Annotated in this window: 13 protein-coding genes and 3 pseudogenes; 9 read left to right on the top strand and 7 right to left on the bottom strand. The window is 59.7% G+C overall.

Features of this window, described 5'->3' with window-relative positions; translation table 11 throughout:
- Window positions 1-196: 196 nt before the first annotated feature.
- Together B0G74_RS46915 and B0G74_RS32190 are read left to right on the top strand one after the other, a co-directional pair.
- A pseudogene (locus tag B0G74_RS46915) lies at window positions 197-787 on the top strand (hypothetical protein); the annotation flags it as partial.
- A 557-nt stretch (window positions 788-1,344) separates the two neighbouring features.
- Entirely contained in the window at window positions 1,345-2,160 is an 816-nt protein-coding gene (locus B0G74_RS32190) for an alpha/beta fold hydrolase (RefSeq protein ID WP_132379991.1), read from the top strand.
- A gap of 554 nt (window positions 2,161-2,714) precedes the next feature.
- On the opposite strand, the gene B0G74_RS32185 is transcribed toward B0G74_RS32190, so the two are convergent.
- Together B0G74_RS32185 and B0G74_RS32180 are read right to left on the bottom strand one after the other, a co-directional pair.
- A complete protein-coding gene (locus tag B0G74_RS32185; protein ID WP_132379989.1) occupies window positions 2,715-4,037 on the bottom strand; it encodes a TIGR00366 family protein in 1,323 nt (440 codons plus the stop codon).
- A gap of 577 nt (window positions 4,038-4,614) precedes the next feature.
- Window positions 4,615-5,236: pseudogene (locus B0G74_RS32180) on the bottom strand (alginate export family protein); the annotation flags it as partial.
- 195 nt (window positions 5,237-5,431) lie between these two features.
- Between B0G74_RS32180 and B0G74_RS32175 the strand changes: the two are divergent.
- The 3 genes from B0G74_RS32175 (at window position 5,432) to B0G74_RS32165 (ending at window position 8,573) form a co-directional block, all read left to right on the top strand.
- On the top strand, window positions 5,432-6,148 hold the full coding sequence (locus tag B0G74_RS32175; protein WP_132379987.1) for a transposase: 717 nt from the start codon (window positions 5,432-5,434) through the stop codon (window positions 6,146-6,148).
- A gap of 444 nt (window positions 6,149-6,592) precedes the next feature.
- On the top strand, window positions 6,593-8,161 hold the full coding sequence (locus B0G74_RS32170) for an FAD-dependent oxidoreductase (protein ID WP_243658407.1): 1,569 nt from the start codon (window positions 6,593-6,595) through the stop codon (window positions 8,159-8,161).
- The gene (locus tag B0G74_RS32165; protein ID WP_132379983.1) at window positions 8,154-8,573 is read left to right on the top strand and encodes a cytochrome c; all 420 of its coding nucleotides are present in this window, start codon (window positions 8,154-8,156) and stop codon (window positions 8,571-8,573) included. The genes B0G74_RS32170 and B0G74_RS32165 overlap by 8 nt, the downstream gene beginning before the upstream one ends.
- Window positions 8,574-8,707: 134 nt before the next feature.
- On the opposite strand, the gene B0G74_RS32160 is transcribed toward B0G74_RS32165, so the two are convergent.
- The 4 genes from B0G74_RS32160 to B0G74_RS32145 all read right to left on the bottom strand — a co-directional run bounded on the left by B0G74_RS32160 (window position 8,708) and on the right by B0G74_RS32145 (window position 16,116).
- Window positions 8,708-9,913, bottom strand: a complete 1,206-nt coding sequence (locus tag B0G74_RS32160) for a hypothetical protein (protein ID WP_132379981.1) — start codon at window positions 9,911-9,913, stop codon at window positions 8,708-8,710.
- 22 nt (window positions 9,914-9,935) lie between these two features.
- Window positions 9,936-12,065, bottom strand: a complete 2,130-nt coding sequence (locus B0G74_RS32155) for an alpha-galactosidase (RefSeq protein ID WP_207915742.1) — start codon at window positions 12,063-12,065, stop codon at window positions 9,936-9,938.
- Between the two features lie 88 nt (window positions 12,066-12,153).
- On the bottom strand, window positions 12,154-14,574 hold the full coding sequence (locus B0G74_RS32150) for a glycoside hydrolase family 95 protein (RefSeq protein WP_165923962.1): 2,421 nt from the start codon (window positions 14,572-14,574) through the stop codon (window positions 12,154-12,156).
- Between the two features lie 789 nt (window positions 14,575-15,363).
- Window positions 15,364-16,116, bottom strand: a complete 753-nt coding sequence (locus B0G74_RS32145) for a hypothetical protein (RefSeq protein WP_132379977.1) — start codon at window positions 16,114-16,116, stop codon at window positions 15,364-15,366.
- A gap of 764 nt (window positions 16,117-16,880) precedes the next feature.
- Between B0G74_RS32145 and B0G74_RS32140 the strand changes: the two are divergent.
- The 3 genes and pseudogenes from B0G74_RS32140 to B0G74_RS32130 all read left to right on the top strand — a co-directional run bounded on the left by B0G74_RS32140 (window position 16,881) and on the right by B0G74_RS32130 (window position 20,011).
- Window positions 16,881-17,661: pseudogene (locus B0G74_RS32140) on the top strand (alpha/beta hydrolase).
- Between the two features lie 276 nt (window positions 17,662-17,937).
- A complete protein-coding gene (locus B0G74_RS32135; RefSeq protein WP_132379975.1) occupies window positions 17,938-18,561 on the top strand; it encodes an NAD(P)H-dependent oxidoreductase in 624 nt (207 codons plus the stop codon).
- Window positions 18,562-18,970: 409 nt separating this feature from the next.
- Window positions 18,971-20,011 carry a LysR family transcriptional regulator gene (locus tag B0G74_RS32130; protein WP_132379973.1) on the top strand — a complete coding sequence of 347 codons (1,041 nt, stop codon included), beginning with the start codon at window positions 18,971-18,973 and terminating at the stop codon, window positions 20,009-20,011.
- 220 nt (window positions 20,012-20,231) lie between these two features.
- On the opposite strand, the gene B0G74_RS32125 is transcribed toward B0G74_RS32130, so the two are convergent.
- Entirely contained in the window at window positions 20,232-20,735 is a 504-nt protein-coding gene (locus B0G74_RS32125; RefSeq protein WP_243658479.1) for a MarR family transcriptional regulator, read from the bottom strand.
- A gap of 366 nt (window positions 20,736-21,101) precedes the next feature.
- On the opposite strand from B0G74_RS32125, the gene B0G74_RS32120 reads away from it, so the two are divergent.
- Window positions 21,102-22,364 (top strand): amidohydrolase/deacetylase family metallohydrolase, encoded by a 1,263-nt coding sequence (locus B0G74_RS32120; RefSeq protein ID WP_132379969.1) that lies wholly within the window; start codon window positions 21,102-21,104, stop codon window positions 22,362-22,364.
- The last annotated feature ends 19 nt before the right edge of the window (window positions 22,365-22,383 follow it).

Genomic DNA, 22,383 nt, shown 5'->3' with positions numbered 1-22,383 from the left:
CCGAACCAAGAACGTTCGACACAATGGGGAGTCAATCTTCGTCAGCCAAAGACGCTCTTCCGGACTTAAGACCGGCAGTCGATGGGTTCACGCGGACACCTTACGCTTGCCCGCCATCCTGACGATTCGGAGCACTTTCTGCAATCAACGCGCGCCTGAATGCATCCCTTGCGCGCAGCCGTTCCAGATACGCGAATACTTCACAGTGCCCGGCCTCGTTGATGAAGCCGGTTTTCTGCAGGACGATCGAGCGGTCGCCGCCTCGCACCAGCGCATTCGAGTTGTGATAACTCTCTATTCTTCGTGCATAGCTCGCGGGAAACAGTCCGATCGCCGGGAGATGCAGATATCGCGCATATCAACTGTCGCACTAATCATGGTCGCAGTAGGCTTGGGCATTCCTTTTGAGCACGTGAATGTCGCGTTTATCGTCAGCATGGGAGCAGCGATTGCCGCCAGCGCCAATTGCCCCGTTCTTCTCTGTTCAATATTCTGGCGAGGCACAACCACGCTAGGCGCCGTGCTTGGCGGCCTACTCGGCCTTGTCTCGGCCGTGGTTTTGACAATCCTGTCCAAACCGGTATGGGTTGATGTCATGCAACACGCCACCGCGCCCGTCAGTCTCGACAATCCTTCTCTTTTTTCCGTGCCGCTCGCCTTCGCAGGCATATTTGTCTTCTCGAAGCTTGACCGCACTGCCCGCGCCAAAAAGGAAATTGCCGCCTTCGACGCGCAGGAGTTCATCTCACAGACAGGCATTTCACCTATGGAAGCCACCAGTCACTGATGTAGCGCAAGACGCTGTGCAGGCCAGCGCCTGTACGGCGCCTCGCTAACAGCGACCCATCTCAGCGTGCATTGGGGCCTATCCATGACGCCTCGCGGCCGAACTTAAACGTGGTTGCGGGCGTCGCCAGTCTCGCGAAGAACCCATCGGTTTGCCTGTCTGACTGCCGACTTGCTCTTGGCCGCTATATATGCCAGCGATGCTGGACATGACTGTTGCCCCGCGAGCGCGCCAAACACCAGCCGCTCCTTCAACCTCGCGAAGTGCCGCAGCCGCGTTGATGTCAAGTTTCAGTTGACGGCTCGTTGACTTTCACAAATGCGCTTCAAATGCGAATAGGTTTATACTTCGCATGCGAACGTTTAAGCGCGATGGCGTTCCAGGCGGAACTTTCCTCCCGTGCCCGCGGTCCAGCAGAACCGTGCCTCAACAAGGTTGCGCCCCAGGAACATAACGAACCGATGGAATGCTTTGATCGGTTCAAGCGTTATTACGCTGCACTCGTTGCGACGGAGCGAGTCTGCCGCACGGAACTCGAAACCTCTACCTGATCAAACATGCCATTCATCGAAATTGAAGGAAAGCCGCTGCACTATCAGACTCACGGCACGGGATTCCCGGTGCTGCTGGGGCACAGCTACTTGTGGGATTCGTCAATGTGGGCGCCGCAAATCGACGCGTTGTCTCGCCACTATCAGGTCATTGTTCCGGACCTTTGGGGCCACGGGCAATCCGGGCAGCTCCCGGAGAATACGCGTTCGCTTGGCGATTTGGCCACACATGCGGGCCGTCTTCTGGATGCCCTGGGTATCGGACAATGCGCGATAGTCGGCTTGTCGGTGGGCGGGATGTGGGCGTCCGAACTCGCGTTGCGAGAACCGAGCCGTGTCAAGTGCCTCGTCCTGATGGATACCGACAGGAGCGCCGAACCCGATGCGACGCTCAAGCAATATTCCCAGATGTTCAACGCGATCGAATCGCTTGGCAGCATTCCCGCTCCGATGATCGAGGTCATCGTGCCTTTGTTTTTCCGCCGGGGCGCAACGCTAGACGGTGAAGTGCACGCAAAGTTTCGAAAAGCGCTGGCGAGGTTCTCTGCGGACCAGTTGCGACAGTCGGTTGTACCGCTGGGCCGGTTAATTTTCGGGCGGTCCGACGCCCTTGCCCGTCTTGCCGGTCTTGACGCCGCCAGTACGCTGCTCATGTGCGGCGAACTCGACATTCCGCGGCCACCAACCGAAATGGCACGAATGGCTGCGGTGATTGGCTGCCGGCAAATGCTAATACCCGACGCGGGCCACATCTCGAACCTTGAAAATCAGTCCTTCGTCACGGACACATTGCTTGCGTGGCTTGGTCAGCATGTGGCGTAGCGGGCAGAGCAGCTGCCGATAAAAACGACGATATTCGGACCGACAACGAACGTGGCGCTGTCGACCACATTGCACTGCTTGCCCAAGGGTTCACACAGTTCCGCGCAAACTTCGAAAAGCTCGGCATGAGTGCGCGATAACAGAACCAGAACGGCAGTTCGAACTGGCAGACGTTCGTCCACGACCAGAATGGCGGCCTGGTCGGTATACGTTCGGCCAGGGCTGCCGAGCCGGAATTACCAGTGCCAATCGAAGCAAAACTCCGCTACAGGACAAGCACGCAGTTCGTCAATCCAGCGGAATATTTGGCGTTGCAGGCGAGGGTTGCGCAACTGAGCCGCGGCCCCGAACAGATCACAACAGATGGTGTTACGAAGCAAAAATCGCTGCGTAGGAAAATTTGACCCAATCGCCACGAAATCAATTCGGTCAAGGAATCTAGTGCCTAGCCGGCGAGCAGCAACGGCCCGATGTAGTTCATACGGAAGGACACGAAGCTTCGCAACATGCCTTCCTGGGCGCCCCACCTCGCTTGAGGCGGAACGCCGACCTTCTCAGAACAGGTACATACCAGCCACAAAAACCACGCCTGAAAACAGAAGTGCCGTCACGCAGTAGCCCATGATGTCTCGAACGCCCAAACCGGCGATAGCAAGTGCAGGCAGTGCCCAGAACGGCTGCGCCATATTCGTCCACGCTTCGCCGTAGGCAATTGCCATCGCGGACTTGCCGAGGTCGGCGCCAAGTGCTTGCGCTGCCGGCATAACAAAGGGACCTTGCACCACCCAATGACCGCCGCCAGACGGCACCGCGAAATTGATAAGCGCCGAACTCAGGAACGCCAGAAGCGGGAATGTGTGAACGTTCGCGATGTCGACGAACCACTTCGTAATTACACCAGCCAGCCCCGAATGGTCCGTAAGGGCCTGAATGCCAGCGTAGAACGGGAACTGAATCATGATGGCGGACGCGCCCCTGGCTGCACCGGCTACAGCGCGCGCATAGGCCATCGGCGTCTTGTGAAGCACGATACCTGCTGCGAGGAACACGAGGTTCACGGTATCGATGTCAAGAACGAAGCCGTTCTTGACGAATCGGATTACCAGAAACACGGCGCACAGTGCCGCCACCAGGAACGCCAGGATACGGCTTTCCTCCATCTTCTCCGCGAACGTCGCGTTAGGAGGAAGTTTGCGCTCGACACTCGGCGGGTCCTGCAAAAGGGCCGGGTCCACTGTGACGACGTCCTCCGGCTTCGGCATCATGAGTCTCGCCAGAATTGGCAAAAGAATAATGAGGCCGATGGTGATAAACGCGTTGTAGCCGGTGAATATGGTGTGCGATACCGGAATCAGACCTACTGTCTTCTCCATCGGATTGCCTTTGGTCGCGGCCACTAGCGGCACAGAGCCAGACAGGCCCCCATGCCACGTCAGGAAACCCATGTAGGCGCTTGCAACGAGGAGACGGTAGTCCGTTCCGGGGACACGTCTCGCGACCTCGCGCGCAAGCATCGCACCGAGGACCAGACCGAAGCCCCAGTTAATGGCGCAGGCCACTCCGCCCACAAACGCCACCAGCATCACGCCTTGGCCGGGTGTACGCGCGGAGCTTGCGAGGGCGACCAACATCCGTTTGACCGGGCCTGAGCTCGCCAATGCGTGGCCGGTCACAAGAATCATCGCCATCTGCATCGAGAATGCGAGCAGATTCCAGAAGCCAGAACCCCATAGCATCACGAGGTCCGCGGGTGCTTTCGGCGTCAAACCAAGCGCGAGCGCGAAGGTCACGATGGTTAGGAGGATGGCAAAAATCAGGGGGTCCGGCAAAAACCTGTGCACCACCTGAGTAAAGAAGGCGGAAATTCGCTGAATCAAGTGTCTACTCCTCGTCACCAATATGAAGTCGGCCTACTGTCGTTGTTATGGCCGGTAAGCCGCGCGCGGCGATTCTTGCACACAACGAAAAATCCTGCAGCGACGAAGACAAGCCGAGTTCGCACACGCGAGTACGCCACGAGAACGCGGCGGCGCCGTCCCAATCGCCACTATCAGCGGCGATTCAGTCCAAACTCATTGACTCACTTCTGACAAGAGTGCTGTGGATTGCAGCTTTTGGTTCGTCGAAGGTCGGGCGCATCGGGATGACGTCGTACACGAGCACGGACGTGAATTTCCGCTCTCGGCTATCGACATCCAAAAGCAACTGTATGAGCGCTGGCCACTCTCGCAGGGTCACGTCAGTGATACCGGCATCTTCGTAGTCGCGCGCGATGCGGATGTGATGGCGTCCCGCACAGTCTGCAACAGACTGTCTTTTGAAAGCCGGAGACTATTGTCGACTTTGTATTCAAGTCAGCCGCATTGATGCCGACACCTGGTGCCCCCGTGAGCAATCCGAAATGCCCGACTTTTTCTGTCGGCCACCTCCAGTATTCGCCTAAGTCAGCGTTCGCACCGCTTCCAGCGCGGGCGCAACCTTCGAACTGACAAGCCAGTCGGCGCGAACCTGCCTATACATCCCGGTCCAGCGCGTTCGCTGCCCTTCCGTGCCGGGCACCACAGCCATGCCCTGACTGTAGATTGCATCGGCTGCGATCGCATGCCACTGGAAACCGCGCGCGGTAATTAACGTGACCTTCGGCGACACCTTGAACGTAATCGACGGCTTCACGTGGATCAGGTTGTAGCCGGCCGAAGGGCCGCGCACCCTGGAGTTGAAAGAGCGCCTGCGCATGCTGACCGATGCGCGCGTCGGCATGCACTTCGGTGCGCTGGATCACGTAGCTGTCGGGCCTCGCGCTGCCGAGCCCGAAGAGCGGCGTATTGTTCAGTTCGAAGGCCTCGCGCAGGTTCGCGCCGAGCGACAGATACGTCGATGGATTGCTGCCGAGCGGGATGTACTTGGGCGCATCGGATGGCTTGCGCGGCACGCACGGATTCGCCAGCGCGGACCAGTCTTCCTGCCAGCGGTTCAACGACAGCGCCGACGGCCGCTCCGCAATGCATTGAGGCGCGGCGGCCGCGCCCGCATCCGCCGTCTCATTGGCGGCGAACGCGTTCGCGCCCTCCGTCAATCCGCCCACGGCGAACGCAGCGCACGCATAAAAAAGACGCTGGCTACGATGGGCAAATCAACGAAAAGAGGCCAGAAAAAAGGCCTGTTCGTGATGTAAACGCACGCACATGACCGATAGAATTTCGTTACGCACCGTCGCGCGTCCGATACCTGTCGGATCGCTTTCTCACATCGGATTTCCGGTTAATTCAGCATGACACGGCTTGCACGGCACTACGTCCCAGAACAACCTCAGCACGTTATCCTGCAGGGGCTCACGGGGCCCGCATTCCTGGACGAAGGAGACTACCTGTACTTCCTCGCCTGCCTGGCAGACGCAGCGCGCGTCGCCGATCTGGCAGTTCACGCGTGGGTCCTTATGCCTGACGCGGTACAGTTGCTCGTCACGCCTTCATACGAGTCGAGCGTGGCCATGGCGATGCAGGCGGTCGGCCGCCGCTATGTCGAGACCTTCAACCGCCGCCATGGACGCCGCGGTACGGTGTGGCGTGGCGCGTATTGGGCAACAGTGATTGAGCCCGACCGGTATTTCCTGCTCGCGAGCCAGGTCATCGATCAAGCGCCGGTGCGCAACCGCCTTGTGGCAGAGCCTGGGAACTACCAGTGGTCAAGCTACACACATCACATCGGAATGCGTGTCGATAGCTTCATCAAGGACCATCCACTCTACCGGGCGCTCGGCAATACGCCGTCCGAGCGCCATCAGACTTACCGCGATTTGGGCGCACGGCCCCTTGACGAACACGAGGTCGATAACCTGATGCAGTCGACGCTCAAGGGCTGGGTGCTCGGCAGCGCCGCGTATTGCGAGTGGGCGGCGCAGACCGCTAACCGGCGTTTGATGCCCCTGCTGCTGCGAGACCGGCCGTCCAAGGTTCGCACGACACGCGCTCTCGCAGACGTGGACTAATCAAAAGAAAAACAAGCAAGGAAACCTTGCTTGTTTGAGAGGTGCAGTCTCGCGCGTCCTGGCGAGCCCGACCCACAAGGCGCAGTCGGCCGTCCTGATAACGGACAGTCGAGCGTGGTGACGAGAAACGGTTCATACTTTTTAATTCGCGTCGAGCCCTATTTCAGTGGAAATAGGCGGCCTCCTGACGTTCGCGCCACAACGAGGGCGCGACGACCAACATCGCGCGCTCACCGCCGGTGTTTCTGGTGTTCGATTCACGACGCTCGACGGGTGATCGCATAAAATGAACTAGTCCGTTGCAGTACGCCCCAACGCAATCGCCAAACATGCGAATCCAGATGACTCGAGCCTTACGATCTGGGATGCCATCGGATTTCGTTCGCCATCGTTTCTCTCCAGTCGGGGCACCACGTCCTTATGTCGAGAATGACCACAAATGCGATGAGCCGCCGGCACCTGCTGACGCTGATCGGCAAGAACCTCGGCGCGGCCGCCATGATGCAAGGCATGGGCACGCTTGGGTTCGCCGCTACCTCGACCTACGCCGGCCCGATCAGACTCGACGGCGCACCCAAAGGAACGCGAATTCTCGTGCTTGGCGCGGGCATGGCTGGCCTCGTCGCGGCCTTTGAGCTGAGGAACGCGGGCTACCACGTACAGGTGCTCGAGTACAACGACCGCCCGGGTGGCCGGGCCTGGACTGTCAGGGGCGGTGATCGTTATACAGAACTCGGCGGTGCCACCCAGTACTGCGATTTCGCTGACGGGCTTTATCTGAACCCAGGGCCGTGGCGCATTCCGTATCACCACCAGGGCGTACTCGACTACGCAAGACGCCTGAAGGTGCCGCTCGAACCGTTCATCCAGGTCAATTACAACGCATACCTGCATTCGACCGAGGCTTTCGGTGGTAAGCCGCAACGATTCCGGGCGGTGCAGACCGACTATCAAGGCTATATCGCCGAGCTGCTTTCCAAAGCAATCCGCAAGGACGCACTCGACGATGCGGTGTCAGGCGAAGATGCGCATCTGCTACTCGAATCCCTGCGCGAATGGGGTGCGCTTGGTCGGGATGGCAGCTATCAGGCGGGCCGGCGAAGCAGTGAACGCCGCGGATTCGCGACCGCGCATGGCGGTGGCCTGATGCCCGAGGCCGTCCCGTCGGATCTGCTCCCGCGCGACCCCCTGCTTGCATCGCGTTTGTGGCAATGGCTCTCGTCTGGAAACGAGCAGGACTTCCAGAGCACCATTTTCCAGCCTGTCGGCGGCATGGACAGGATTGCCCATGCGCTTCATTCGCAGGTCGCGAGCGCCGTAGTGTTCAACGCCAAAGTCACGGCTATCTTGCAGGACGAGCAAGCCGTCACAGTGCGCTATACCGATACGACCACCCGGACCGAACGGAACGCGCACGCGGATTGGCTGGTGTGCACCATTCCGCTCTCGATTCTGAGTCAGATCGACATTGCGGTCGGTCCGGCCATGCGCGCCGCGATCGATGCGGTGCCCTACGAGACATCGGTGAAAATCGGCTTGCAATTCGGCCGGCGATTCTGGGAAGAAGACGAGCAGATCTACGGCGGCATCACGCAAACTGATCTGCCGATCTCGACGATCGGCTATCCGGCAACAGGTTACGGATCGACCGGTCCTGCGGTGCTGCTTGGCGCCTACATGTGGGGGCCCGCCAGCTATGAGATGGGTGCGCTGCCCCCTGCCGAACGGATCGCGGTGGCATTGAGCCAGGGCAGCCAGATTCATCCGCAGTACGCGCGCGAGTACCAGACCGGCTTCGCGATGAGCTGGAGCCGATCACCGTTCACGAATGGCTGCTTCGCCGCATGGACGGATGCGTTGAGAAAAGCGCATTACGCAAATCTCTGTCAGATCGACGGACGGATCGTCCTTGCCGGAGAGCACGCGTCCCATATCCCGGCATGGCAGGAAGGCGCCGTGCTGTCGTCGCTGGATGCGATCACCCGGTTGCATCGGAGAATCGTCAATGGATAAGCCGACGCTGATCCTCGGCGTGATGCTGATGGCGTTGCTGATGGGAGCCGCGACAATGTCGGTTCAGGCCGTGGCACAGGAAGCACCACGCACTTTCACGATTTCACCGGGCTATCACTTCACCGAAAAAAGCGGTGAAGCGCTTTACAACGCTACCTGCGCGGGATGCCATATGCCGGATGGAAAAGGCGCACAGGGCGCGGGTCACTACCCGGCGCTCGCTGACAACCCCGCAGTCGAAGCGGCACCCTACGTCATCGCCAATGTACTGCACGGCCGAAAGGCGATGCCATCGTTTGGCGACGCGATGAATGACGATCAGGTCGCTGCTGTCGTCAACTACACGAGAACCCATTTCGGCAATCGATTTGCCGGAACTGTCACGCCGAGCGAGGTTAGAGGTTTGCGCTGAGTTCACGTGGCATGGCTATCGCCCGGCCGCTTTCCCGCACCCTTCTCCACTCGCTTCACGAGACTTATGGCACGATGTACCCGGGTCTGTTTCGGCGTGGCGATGGCGCCGAGTGGTACGGAGTGATCCGTTCGTCAATTCGGCAGGCGCCGCGGAAGATCCGTGATGCGCGGCCCACAGAGTCGGGAGTGCCCGAGGCACGATGCGAGCGCCTGCTCGCCGAACCATTTCTGCGTGTCCAGGTTGTAGTGCACGCTGCCGTCCCCACCGCCTAACGCGCCGCCCTGGAAAATACCGAAGCCGGGCGGCTGCCCATTCCAGTCCGGCGACTGCGACGCATCGACGAAACTGAAGACGCGAGGATTCGCGTCGACGAAGCCGCCGAACACTTTCTGCATCGACGCAAGCGCGGCGGGATTATAAGGCGCGACCGCGTTGGTGACGTTGTCGTAAGCGGTCGACAACGGCTTCACGATCAGCACCGGAAAGGTCGAACCCACCGCAGCAAAAAAACTGCTGAAGAGGTCAGCGTAATTCTGCGGCGCGCGATGAATCGTCATTGCGTTGCCGGCCGAATTCAGCGGTGCAGCTTCTGCTTCCCACTGGTTCCACTCCAGGCCGAGGATGCGCGGTTTCTTGCCGGTCGCCAGAATCTGCTTCAGTCCCAGATACATCATGCGGCGCGCGAACGGTGCAAGCGCATACGTCGGCGTCTTGCTTGCATCGAGCATGGGTTGCCAGAGATTAACGCCATGCACCGTCCAGCCGCAGCAGCCGCTGAACGCGTCGTCTGCGACGTCCACGCCCTGACTGCCCCAGCCAATATGAATGATGTACAGATCGGGCAGCGGCTCGCCCGCATTGATCGCAGCCTGCCACGCATACGCGGCGAAATTGGCGGCATTTCCGCTGCCGCCGTAGTAGCCGAGATTCATGTCGGACGACGTGCTGTCCGACCAGTTCACCCAGGACACGTGATCGATCGTGGATATCGGCTGGGTAAATGGCGCACCCGTCCCGTCGGCGTTACCGGTGATGTTACCCCAGCCGTCGTTGCGGATGCCCCATACATTGGGTGCCGGCATCCCGCCGGTGCCCGCGCCTGCACCCGAGGCTCCCGTCAACGTCAAATCCGCGGGCAGGCCGTTAAGACCGGCACTGTTGCTCTGCCCCATCACGAACAGGACCGCCACTTCGTCGTGACGGAATCGCGACCCTTTCTCCCACGATTGCGCCGCGGCGGCATTCGGTTGGGCCGTCGCGTCGGCGGCAACGGACATCTGTACCCCACTCGCAGCCAATACGAACGGCAGCGCAATCCGCATCAAGAAGTTCTTCATGCCTGTCTCCATGGATCGTCGGTCACTGTTTGGCCGGCTGGCTGACTGCCTGGCCCAGGCCGTCGATATCGGGACCATAGTTGCCGGAAATCACCGAGAACTTGATCGTGTTGGCCGCACCGGCTTTTAACGGGACCATGACCTGAGCACTCGACAGGATCGGAAAGTCCCAGGTGCCTTCACCGGGAAACCGCACGGGGACCGGTGGGCCATTGTTGACGCTCACGCTCATTGCACGAGGCGAACCGCCACCGTCGTCCGCGCTGATATACACCACGGGGACCGCATACTCGCCATCGGCAGGCGCCACGATTCCGTTGAACTGGAGGCTCGAATCCGAGTTCACAAAATTGCCGACCTTTTCGTGGCCGTTGCATATGTTGCATGCCTGGACTGCCGCATCCTGAATGATGTTGGTGGCGCTTTCCGCTTCATAGGCGATGGGCGGCAATGCGGGTTGCGGAGCGGCGATCAGCGTCACCTTGCCGATCGACGGAGCGCGGCGCCCCTTGTCCGGAAGAACGAAAGTCAGCTTGTTGCTTCCCGGCACGAACGGCATGTACAGCGTGACGGTGCCTTGGGCCTGTCCGGTTGTAACGGGCAGCTGGATCGTCGTGAGTACGCTGTCGTTGAGAATCAGCGGCACCTTCAGCGAAGACTTTCCTTCGTTCCGGTACGTCACGTCGATGTACCCGCCCGTGGTTGCATTCACCGTGTAGCGTGCTACGCCGTCTTCATGTGTGACCGGTTTGGCCGGGTGGATTTTCGACGCATCGTCCACGCCGGCGATGGTCAGCATGACGGAGCCGCCGGCCGGAACAGCGGACACCGTATACCCGGATGTGTGCGAACCAAGATCCTGGTGCGCCCAGATATCCCGCACGCTGGCCGAAGCAGCGGGGTCCAGTCCGAGATCCTTCCAGTTCACCGTGATCGAAGCGGCAGACCCGGTCGTGTTGAGCAGAACTACCGCACGGCGACCTTGACCGGCGAGCAACTTGGCCCATACGCCCAGACCGTTCTGCGGCACCGCGACCCGGATCGCCTGAAGGCCGCGCGGGTCCTGATCGACGGCGAGCACCTCCGGATTGGTCAGCGTCGCCATCGTTGCCGGGCTGACGGGCGTCGTGAAATCGAGACCCAGGATAAGCGGCGCACCGGAAATGGCCCACAGGCTCATGTGCGTCTGATCCTGCGCGGCGCTCAGACCGAACCCGGCAAGCATCATGTCCGCATCGTTATAGACACCCGTATGTTGCGCTTCCGGAAACAGATTGCCGTAGAAATTCTGGTTCACGATTCTGGAAAAATCCGGCGTGCTTTGATGACCCGGTGTACCGGTGTCATAGGTGATGTCCTCGGTCGTTCTCCACAGATCCGCGACTTGCCCCCAGTCATACGATCTGCCCGTCTTGTCAGTGTGAAAACTGTTCGGATTGATGCTGTAGACGATCCGCCGATTCACCGCGGCACCCGCACTGTCCAGCGCATCGCGCATCTTCCGGAAACCGGCCACCTGATCGTCGACGGTGCCATCCGGCGAGCACCAGTCGTACTTCACGTAGTCGACGCCCCACGCCGCGAATGTATTGGCATCCTGAACTTCGTGCCCAAGACTGCCCATCGGGTTGGTGTGCCCAGGGTACAGATTGTTACGCTGAGCACAGGTTTCGGCTGCGGGCACTTCATACATGCCGAACTTCAGACCTCTGGCGTGAATGTAGTCGGCCAGCGCTTTGATGCCGCTCGGAAACTTCACGGGGTCGGCAACCAGATTGCCTTGCGCATCGCGGGATGGCGCGAACCAGCAGTCGTCGACGTTGATATAGCTGTAGCCCGCTTTCATCAACGGACCGTCTTTCTTCAGGCCGTCGGAGATAACGTCCGCGGCCGTTTTCACCAGATCCTCGGTGATATTGCAGCCGTACGCATTCCACGACGCCCAACCCATTGGCGGTAGTGCAATCGACCTTTGGGCCTGAGTTTGCGATGGCCCGCCTTGTGCGGAAACGTTTGCGGAGTTGGCCGCGGCCTGCATGACGCTCGCGCCGTCGGAGGAACCTTGCTGGTCGCCGCCGCAGCCGGACAAACCGAAAACCATCATGATGCTCGCGAAAAACAGATACACCTGTGTGCGACCCAGGATCTTCATGATTTTCCTTTGTTGAAAAATGAAACTGGGACTTCCGGGTAAACTGCTGTGCGGCGTCTGTTTCGGGCTGCCCGGCCGCTTCGGGAGCTCAGGAAACCGGCTGCAGGTTGCCGTCGAATCGTGCCGTTCCGTTTTCCCTTACCGACACGGCTCGCGCCACGTTGCCGTATTGCAGTGTCGTTCGCGTGCCGCCGACGCTGACGAGCTTCACGGACGACAACACGCCGCGGTTCCATTTGACGTCCACCGCAAATCCGCCCTTCGCCCGCACGCCCGTGACATGCCCCGTGCTCCATTGCGACGGCAGCGCGGGGAGCAGCGTGATGCGATCCATCCTGCTTTGCAGCAGCATTTCCAGTATTGCCGCCGGACCACCGAAGTTCGCATCGATCTGGAACGCCGATGAGTTGCTCGACAACGCATACGCGTCGAACATGTTGGCGAACGTGCCGCTCACGCCGTCATTGCCCACCGAATAGCGCAGCAGCTTCGGGATCATCGAATAGCAGTTGGCGGCGTCGTGGAAATGCGCCCAGCAGGCGATGCGCCATGCGAGCCCCCAACCGAACGAGTCGAAGCCGCGCGCAAGCAGCAGCGCCTTCACGCCGGCCACGAGCTTCGGATCGCTGTCGAGCGTGATGCGCTCGCCTTCGAACCAGCCGATCAGCGGCGACAGATGCCGATGCCCCGTCTCGCCGACGATGCTGTCGCTCATCCATTCCTGAAGCTGCCCTGTCGTGGGACTCACCTTCGGCAGATAGAGCTGCGCCTTCATGCTCCCGATCGAGCGAGCAAAATCCGCGTCCTTGCCGAGCAGCTGGCTCGCGGTCAGATAGTTCGTGAACAGATCCCACACGAGTTCCTGCGCGTAGGTGATCCCGAGCTGCTGATGCGGTCCCTGCTCCGGCGACCAGTCCTTGTCGTCGATGAGCAGACCCGTCACGGGGTCTCTGATCAAACGCGCCTGCCAGAACTCGCACGCGGACTTCATTACCGGATAGATGCGGGCGAGATATGCCTTGTCCAGCGTGTACTGGTAGTGATTCCACAGCGTGCGGCAATACCAGGCGCTCGCGGGCGGACTCCAGTCCCAGCCTATAGAGCCGTAGATGCCCGTCGAAATGGCAACCGTCCAGCCCGCGACGTTGCCGTTCGAATTGCTGTAGTTCACGTTGGCGGCATCGTTGAAGTGATTCTTCGTCGACTGAACCCACGACGGCAACTGCCCGGTGACGTAATCGGCGAACGGTTGCTGGCACTCCGGCAAACCGGCTCGATCGGCGAGCCAGTAGTTCATCTGGATGTTGATGTCGGTGTGGTAGTCGGCCATCCACGGCGGGTTGTTCGTGGTGCTCCACAAACCCTGCAGATTCGCCGGCATCGAACCGCGTGACGACGAGATCGTGAGATAGCGTCCAAACTGCACGTACATTGCTTCGAGCTCCGGGTCGGCCGCGTTGGGATTCACCTGACGCGCCAGCAACCGCTCCGGGATCGTCAGTGCCCGTTGCGCATCGCTCGACCTGCCGAGATCGAGGTCCATGCGCCCGAAGAGCGAACGATAGTCGCGCACGTGACGCTCGAGCAGTTCGCGGTAACGCAGGGACGAGGCGCCCTTCACGTCAGCGATCACCGCACCGCGCGGATTGACGCCCGTCAGATAGTTTTCGACGTAGCGCCCGTTGTAGTCGGTGCGCGCCGCGATGATGATCGTGAGCGCCGGACAACCCTGAAGAGTGATCTGTGCGTTGGCCGAGTCGAGCGAAGCGACGCCCGCATCTCGAACGACCAGCATGTAGGTCGTGTACAGCTCGCCACTGCCGCTGACCGCGCCCGAGAACGACAGCGCGTGGTTCGATTCACCGATGGTTTGCGTCCCCTGCCCGTCGACCAGCGACACCGCGCCGTTATAGGTGCCGCCGTCGGACGTGAGCCGCACGACGATCACGTTGTCGGGGAAGCTGCTGAAAATCTCGCGCCGATAGGTTTTGCCGCCAACGCGGTATTGCGTGCGTACGATCGAATTGCTGATGTCCAGCGAACGCTGGTAGTTCGTGGCCCCGGCGTGACCGGGCAGATCGATGTAGAGCTTGCCGAGCGACAGGTAGGTGCCCATCCCCGTCGTCGTGTAGGCCGGATCGACAACGTTCTTGCTGCCCGACCACAACGTGATTTCGTTCAGGTACAGCACCTCACGTTCGCTCGCGCCGCCGGCCATCGCACCGAGCCGCCCGTTCCCGACCGGCAGGCCTTGAAACTGGATGCTGGACTCGGCAGCAGGCGAGTCGTATCGGAACAGCAGTGCCTGATCGGCGGGAACGCGCGCCGAATCGGCCTGCGTCGAAGCGTTGGCTGAATCGAAAGTATCGGATGGAACTGAAGAGGGATCGCCGGTCGCGCCGGGCGAGGAAAGAGTTGCAGCGCCAGCACGTGCTGCAACCGGGAGGATGACAGCAGCACTGCCTAACTTCAGCAGCTTGCGGCGCTTTGGACTGGTGGGAATTTTCATCGTGTCTCCTGCTAGTAAATTATGCTGAATCCACCTATGAATATTTCGTTCAAATATGCACGCGTAAGGATTCATCAGACATTAGGTTTTTCCCCTGGTACCGCGTTGCAAATGGTGGGATGAAGATGCGGGCGAATTGATGGTGCTGTGGGATGTCTGCGGATCGGAATTTGGTGAAATTTAGGAAACCGTATTTTTTATGGCGTACGAGACCGCGTGCGGAGAAAGCGGTCATTTCAGTGGGTAACGATACGTTTCTACGCAGCCCAGTCCGGCTAGTTTCCGACACACATCCATAGTTCTCTTAAGCGAATTAACTGCTGCTCCGCCGACCTGTTTTTGGACGACTGGCGGCCCCGGACCCGTCAGAAATGGGACTGCGTTATCGGTATGACCGGTTGCCGCGCGTGTAGATCACGCATTGATATGCGAGCACGCAAAGGAGCCCCAAGCTCGCGAACAAACGAACGCGGCCGGCCACTTGCCCATGCCGACAATTCCGCTCTGTTCCCGCGAGAGCCGTCCGTCGTGTGGGGCATCTGACAGAAACCGTCACGCAGGATTAACAGCCAGTCTCGAGCATGAGAACTCTGGAATCAGGGAAACCTCATCGGGCTCCCATACGCAAAGCACTCGCGTCATCCACATCGCTCGCGAACAGCGGCATACGCGCAGACCGTATGAACCGGTCGTTTCGAATCTGTCAGGTTTAATGGGGCCTTCGGCAGGCTTCGGCCCGGACTGACCCCGCAGCCAAAGGTCTGCCGATCTCAAGCGGGCGCCCGTGGATTATCGGCTTAGGGCGGCCTGGGCCCGTTGCAGCCACTCGCTGTTATGTTCGCGGGCGTGGCGTGGCCAATGCCTGGCATCCTGCACAATCTCGGCGTAAAGTTCGCGCGCACGCTGGCGGTCGGCCCCGTCGGGCTGCACCGCTAGCCAATCGGCGTACAGACAACGCGGTGCAGCGTCTCTTGCGCTCGCGAGCGCAATCTCGAACGCGGCGCGTGTGCCTGGCGCGCCAATCACGCCCAAGGCTCGTGCATACAGCAAGGCAGGCTCCGGCTGCCGTCGGGTGACAGGATGGGCGGCGAACAGTTTTTCCAGGGCGTCCTGCGTGGCCGAAGCATTGCCGTTGGCAAACTGCGCACGCGCCAGCCCTTGGAGTAAAGCCGGATCGGATGAGAACGGCCCGCTGGCCGCCGCCTGGTAATGCTCCAGGGCTTCGGCGGCATTTCCTGCATCGAGCAGCGCTGCGGCCAACCGCATGCGATGCGCGACGGTCGGCGCGCGATCGAAATCAGTGCGCGCCTCGCGCACCGCTCGATTGGGATCGACAAACTGCGAGATGGCCCTCGTTGCCGCCCTCGCCCCACGCGACTGGCGCAGGGAGGGCAAGTAAATGACAAAGAAGTAGACCGCACTGCCGAGGCCAGGGAAAAGAAACAGGATCAGCAGCCAGTACATGTTCTGCTGGGTGCGCACGGCATGCACCGCAAAGAACAGGGCGATGATGACGTAAAGGCTGATTCCGAAGATGCGCATTTACGAAAAGGTCAATTGTGGGGCGTTGCCGACGGTACGTCAGCGAAACGGCTGAGCGCTATTGTGACAGAAACACGCTGCCATATCTGGTAGCTCAACGGCACCCTTCCCGCCAGCTGGCACTTGGCCCGGCCCGCGAGGCAGCGGATGCCCCGCATCATCGCTCCCCTCCGTCTTTATTGGGCCGGGAGCCCTGCGATGCGCGTCGTCCAGGCTCTCTATTGGCTCAACGATGCCTTGGAAGACAACAGGGACGGATTCGAAAGCGTCTAGGACCGGTTTTTTCCAACCCCGTTTACGGCTGTGAAATTAAGCGGGATTGAAAGATGGCTTTTCCCGTTTGACCATCTGGATGCAAAAGTTCTCGCAGCCCATACCGGACTTTCTCCACGGCGGCTGACTAGACGATGCAGCAGCGCCACACCGGCATGTAGCCGTGCAGCCGCAAACTAGCCCGTCCATGGACCCAGCCCGCAGTGGCATGCTTCACACGGCCTCGCGTCAAGCGTCTATCCGCAAATCGCAACGGGATCCTTTTTCGACGGCCTCGCGTCGCGGCACATTTGACGCCATAAAAAAAATTGCAGCGAATGGAATGTTTGCTCCGAGCCTGTGTTTGCCCCTTCGTACACCAGAATCCAGCGCCCGCTTGCAGTCGGAAGCATCGACCGGATGATTGACTGGGTATGGTTCGTCTATCGACTCGCCGCAGCGGCTGAGCGAAATCCGCGAATCTCATCCCTCACCTATCTCGGAGAAGTCTCATGAAGTTGAATTCGTTTGTCCTCGCCGGTTTCGCCTGCGCCACGCTGCTGAGCGCAACGACATCATTTGCGCAGGACAGCACCGCCGCCCCGTCCGCACCGATCAAGAACGTCGTGCTGGTTCACGGACTGTTTGCAGATGGTTCAAGCTGGGGGAAAGTGATTCCTCTGCTGCAGGCGAAGGGCCTGCACGTGACGGCGGTGCAGAATCCGACGACCTCGCTCGACGCGGACGTGGACGCGGTCAAGCGCGCGCTTGCGCAGCAGCAGGGCCCAACGCTGCTGGTCGCGCACTCGTACGGCGGGATGGTGATCAGCCAGGCTGGCGATGATCCGAAGGTGGCCGGTCTCGTGTACATTGCCGCGCGTGCGCCGGATGCCGGCGAGGACTATCCGGCGCTGACGAAAAAAATTCCCGGCCGCGCCCGCATCGGCGGGGCTTCAGTGGTCGGACGGCTACGGCGCGCTGTCTGAGCAGGCATTCTTGAAGGACTTTGCCGGCGATCTGCCGACGGCTGAAGCAGAAAAGTATTATGCGGTTCAGCAACCCATCGGCAAGGCGATCACGATGGCGAAGACGACCGTCGCCGCGTGGCACGACAAGCCGACGTGGTATGCGGTGTCGACTGAAGATCGGACCATCAACACCGATCTGGAGCGCTTCATGGCGAACCGGATGCACGCGCATACGATCGAGCTAAAGTCGAGCCATGTGTCGCTGCTGTCGCATCCGACTGAAGTGGCAAATCTGATCCTCGAAGCGACCGGTGAGCAGAAGTAAGGCGGTACTCGCGTCGGCTCGCAATGGCGTATAGAGCGCGGGCGGTCAATTGGGCGGTGGCGCGTGGTGGGTAACGTCTGCCCGCCCTGCGTTGTTGAACCGGTGTAGCGCATTCCGCAGACTGACTTCATGGCTTCGCAAGAACAATTGTGTCCAATCAGACGCAGGCCGACCGCTATGGCCCAGCATGCGTGGACCACTCAGCGCAAGACATAAAGAAACAAGGCATTCTGCACTCACCCTATTGTTCACACTTTCGCATCAGGGTCACGCATCATGCGTCTATTAAACATCGTGTCTTCTCCTCGTGGCGCCAAGTCAGTCTCAATCTCTGTCGCTAATGCGTTTCTCGATGCGTATGGTAAGGCTACTCCTTCGATTGAGATCGACACCTTGAACGTCTGGGACGAAAACTTGCCTGACTTTGACAGTCATGCGATTGGCGCAAAGTACAAAGGAGTATCAAAAGAGCCGATGGATAGCGCCGAATTGTCGACCTGGATTCGGATACAGTCTCTTGTGAAGCGTTTTCAACAAGCCGATCGGATAGTCGTCGGTGTCCCGATGTGGAATTTTGGATATCCCTATAAGCTCAAACAACTGATTGATCTTGTCAGTCAGCGGAACATGCTGTTCACCTTCGATGGCGAAAGATACGGCCCAATACTGAAGGTCCCGAGGGCCCTCGTCATCTACGTTCGCGGACAGAGCCACGATAGAGGTGCGGGTATCAGTAGCCCCGGGTTTAAACATCAAGCCGATTACATCGATTTCTGGCTGAAGTTCATCGGTGTGGATGAAGTTAGAAGCCTGATGGTGGAACACACTTGGGATGGTAAGGGACCGGAAACTATCGAGCAGGGGAAAGCTCGAGCGATTGCGATGGCCGCAGATTTCTAATCGTGCTAACACAGCGTACTCGCAAGCGCCTGTTTGTTTAGCGACTGCAGCACCTTGAAAATGTTCTGGCGGGACGGTCGACGCTATCTACCGGATCGTCCTGTTCGCCGCCCTATTCTTCGTGCTGCTTGTGTTGCGCCTCTGGAATTTGGTCGCCTAATCACCGGTCTCGGTCGCTTGGTAAAGCTGCACTTTTCCTGGCACGGCGGTGGTCCGCTATCGACACCACCTGTCTGGTCTCGGGCCGACAGTGCTCGCCTCGGTATGGCATCGATCGTGGTTGCGACAGTTTGCCAACGAGACATTTATAGTCGGGGAGGCCGGTCGAGTTTCCGGACAAATCCGCGACCGTGGCAAGCGCAGCAGCAACGAGTAGTGCGTTGACCGTCCACTTAAATCTGAGGGTTTTATGGACACATTGCAAAAAATGCGCGCGTTCACGCGAATCGCGGTGACCGGCAGCTTCACCTCCGCTGCCAGGTCGCTCGATACGACGACCGGAGTCATGTCTCGAGCGGTATCAGAACTCGAAGCCCATCTGCGAACCCGCCTGCTGAACCGTTCGACGCGACGGCTTGCCCTCACACCGGCCGGCGAGCGATATCTGCAAAACTGTCAACAGATCCTAGCTGACCTCGACATTGCAGAAGAGGAGGCTCGCAGTGCGCACGAACGCCCTGCCGGCACTTTACGGATGTTCAGCCTGGCGAGCATTGGACAACACTATGTGCTGCCGGCGATCTCGAAATATCGTGCCCAGTACCCGGAAGTTTCCGTCGAACTAACCTTGTCGCAGAGTACTCCGGATCTGTTCGGTGGCGGCAGCGATGTTGCCGTCGTCGTAGCGCCGTCTCTTTCTGACTCGGAGATGGTGTCGCACCTGCTCGGCTCGACGTGTAGCATCCTGTGCGCATCGCCAGACTATTTGCGCTCGCGTGGCACTCCGCGGCAACCGGGCGATCTGGCGCAGCATGAATGCCTGACGCTGAACACGCCTGGCTTTCCGGAGCGCGAGTGGTTACTCGAAGGACCTGACGACAGCGAATTGCTACAAGTCAGGGGCCCGCTGCAAGTGAATATCGCCGAATCGCTTGTTGTCGCAATCCGCGAAGGCATGGGCATCGGGATGCTGCCGTTGTATGCCGCAGTCGACGGTCTGCGCAACGGCACGCTAGTTCGCGTGCTACCCGATCGCACGCTGCAGAAGATGAACATTTACGCACTTTACGCTTCACGCAAGTTCACCGATGCGAAAGTACGCACATGGGTCGATCTCCTGCGCGCCCACTTACCAGGGGTCATTGCGCGCGACAAAGCGCTGCTTGCCAGTTCGAGGGCGATGAAAGACCGAGATGGACACCAAAGCTCTTTATGCTTGCCGCAAGCGCCCACTTCGCGCGGCTACCTGCGATCAGAACAGCAACGTGAGGTCCAGCAGCTTCCACCTTAGATCGCATGAAGACAGTCTGAACGAACGGAACCACCTCTAAGGGAGTCGACGGGCACTACGCTGTGTATACATTTCCAGCTGGAATTTTCCAGGTCATGCTGCCCGCAGTCGCTCTATAACGTGCGCTCTTCACTCTCCCTCAAAAACTGCGGATGTATTGACAAAGGAATCCGACCTCGACCAAGACAAGTAGCAAGCGAATTTCCCACGTTGTCCATCGCTAACCCTCCGGCAACCTCAACGGCACGACGGTCCGCTCATTATTGGCCTCCACGAGCCGGATCATTTGCAACATGAAGAAATCGCGCTCTACAGATGACAGATGCTCGATCGTTCTGTCGTGCGCGCGTTGCACGGCCGGCGCCATTTTTGCCACGAGACGCTTGCCCTGGGCAGAAAGGCGTACGAGCCTAAGGCGTTTGTCGTGCGCAGCCTGCTTTCGGTTGACGAGGCCGCGCGCATGCAACCTCGGAATCACTTCGGCGACGCTCGAACGTTCAAGGCCGATCTCGATGGCCAGCGTGTTCTGGTCAATTTCGCCCAGCGCTTCAAGCGTGGTCAGCAAGCTGTATTGCACGGGCGTGATATTGAACTCGCTAGTCTCTTCGGCGAACAACGACCCGTGAATCTGATGCAGGCGCCTGATCAGAAAACCAGGCCGCCCAAACAATGGGGATCTTGCCTGCAGCCGCTCAAGCTCAGCACGGGTTGTTTCGAGGTCCATTTCCGGAATGATCAAGGTCGACATGGTGCGGTCTCTGGCGTAACTGGTGAACTGACGTAGACGCGCGAACCGCGCGCTCAATGGCAGCATTCTATGCGAACGACGTGCCCCATTTCAAATGCGCGGCACACCACACAATTCACCAAAAAATAGCACTGGGCAAGAATCCGGTGCACACCCGCCTCAGAGTCTTCATTTTGGTGCGAAGTCGCTCGGGAAAATCCGTGGTATGGCACACACCTGTTGGCCGTATCGACGGTTTCTCATTGATGCAAAAGGCTTTTCCGAATCATTGAAGCAACGGATTCAAACCGGCACACTATTTGCGGTACACCACGCATCTCGTCCCGGAAACGCACACAAAACATGTCCCAGCTTCTACTTCAAGGTGGCCGCGTGATCGATCCGGCCGCCGGCATCGACGCCACGCTCGACGTTCTCGTCAACGGCAAGTCGATCGCCGCGATCGGTGCCGGGCTCGTCGCCCAGGCGCCGTCAGCCGAAATCATCGATTGCCGCGGCAGGCTGGTGCTGCCCGGCCTGATCGACACACACGGCCACGTTTATCAATACGTGACCGGCCGCTTTGGCCTGAATGCCGATCAATGCGGCGTGCACTCCGGCGTGACGACCATCGTCGATCAAGGCGGAGCGAGCTGCATCACGATTCCGGGCTTTCGCAACTTCGTCGCCGAGCGCGCCGCAACCCGCGTGTTCGCCTTTATTTCGGCCTATCTCGTCGGTGGCCTCGAAGGTCATTACTATCCCGACCTGTACCGTCCCGACTGTCTCGATGCGGCAGCAACCGTCAAGTCAGCGCTCGCCAACGCCGATCTGGTCAAGGGTATCAAGGCGCATGCCGAGATCGGCGGCTTCGCGCGCTGGGGACTCGACGTGATGAAGATCGCATCGAAAATTGGCCGCGACGCTGCCTTGCCAGTCTACATTCACTTCGGACAGCTCTGGCCCAAGCCGGAGCTAGGTGGCATGCCGGTCAATCCCGACTCGATTTTCAACCAGGTCGTCGAGACCCTGAAGCCCGGCGATATTCTCGCGCATCCGTTCAGCCGGCATCCGGGCGGGTTTGTCGAGGAGAACGGCCAATTGCATCCGCTCGTTCATGAAGCGGTCGCACGCGGCCTCAAGATCGACGTCGGTCACGGCTCGCACTTCAGCTTCAAGACCGCTCGCGTCGTGCTCGACAGCGGCGTGATCCCCGACACGCTGGGCGCGGACATGCATGGATACAACACGCATGTGCCCTCGCCTGCGGGCACGCCTGACAGCCATCCCGACGAAGAGCACTCATTCCTCGGCCGCACGCAGTTCAGTCTCGTCAGTGCGATGACCAGCATGCTGGCGCTCGGTCTTCCTCTCGATCATGTCGTTGCGATGACGACCAGCCATGCCGCGAAGATGATCGGCATGGACGGTGAATTGGGCACGCTCAAGGTGGGCGGTGTCGCTGATATCAGCGTGCTGGACGACCGCCGTGGCCGTTGGGTGCTCGAAGACAACGAAGGCACCCAGGTGATCACCGACCGCATGCTTGCCCCGCTTTTCTGTGTACGCGATGGCGTCCGCTATGACGCCAATGCGTCCCAGTTGCCGCTCGCGCGAGCGGCGTAAATCCGACCCGGCTCTCTTC

Origin of the sequence: Paraburkholderia sp. BL9I2N2 (assembly GCF_004339745.1) — a bacterium.
Lineage (GTDB): Bacteria > Pseudomonadota > Gammaproteobacteria > Burkholderiales > Burkholderiaceae > Paraburkholderia.
The sequence above is the reverse complement of the archived record's forward strand: the minus strand, read 5'-3'. Positions and strand labels throughout refer to the sequence as shown.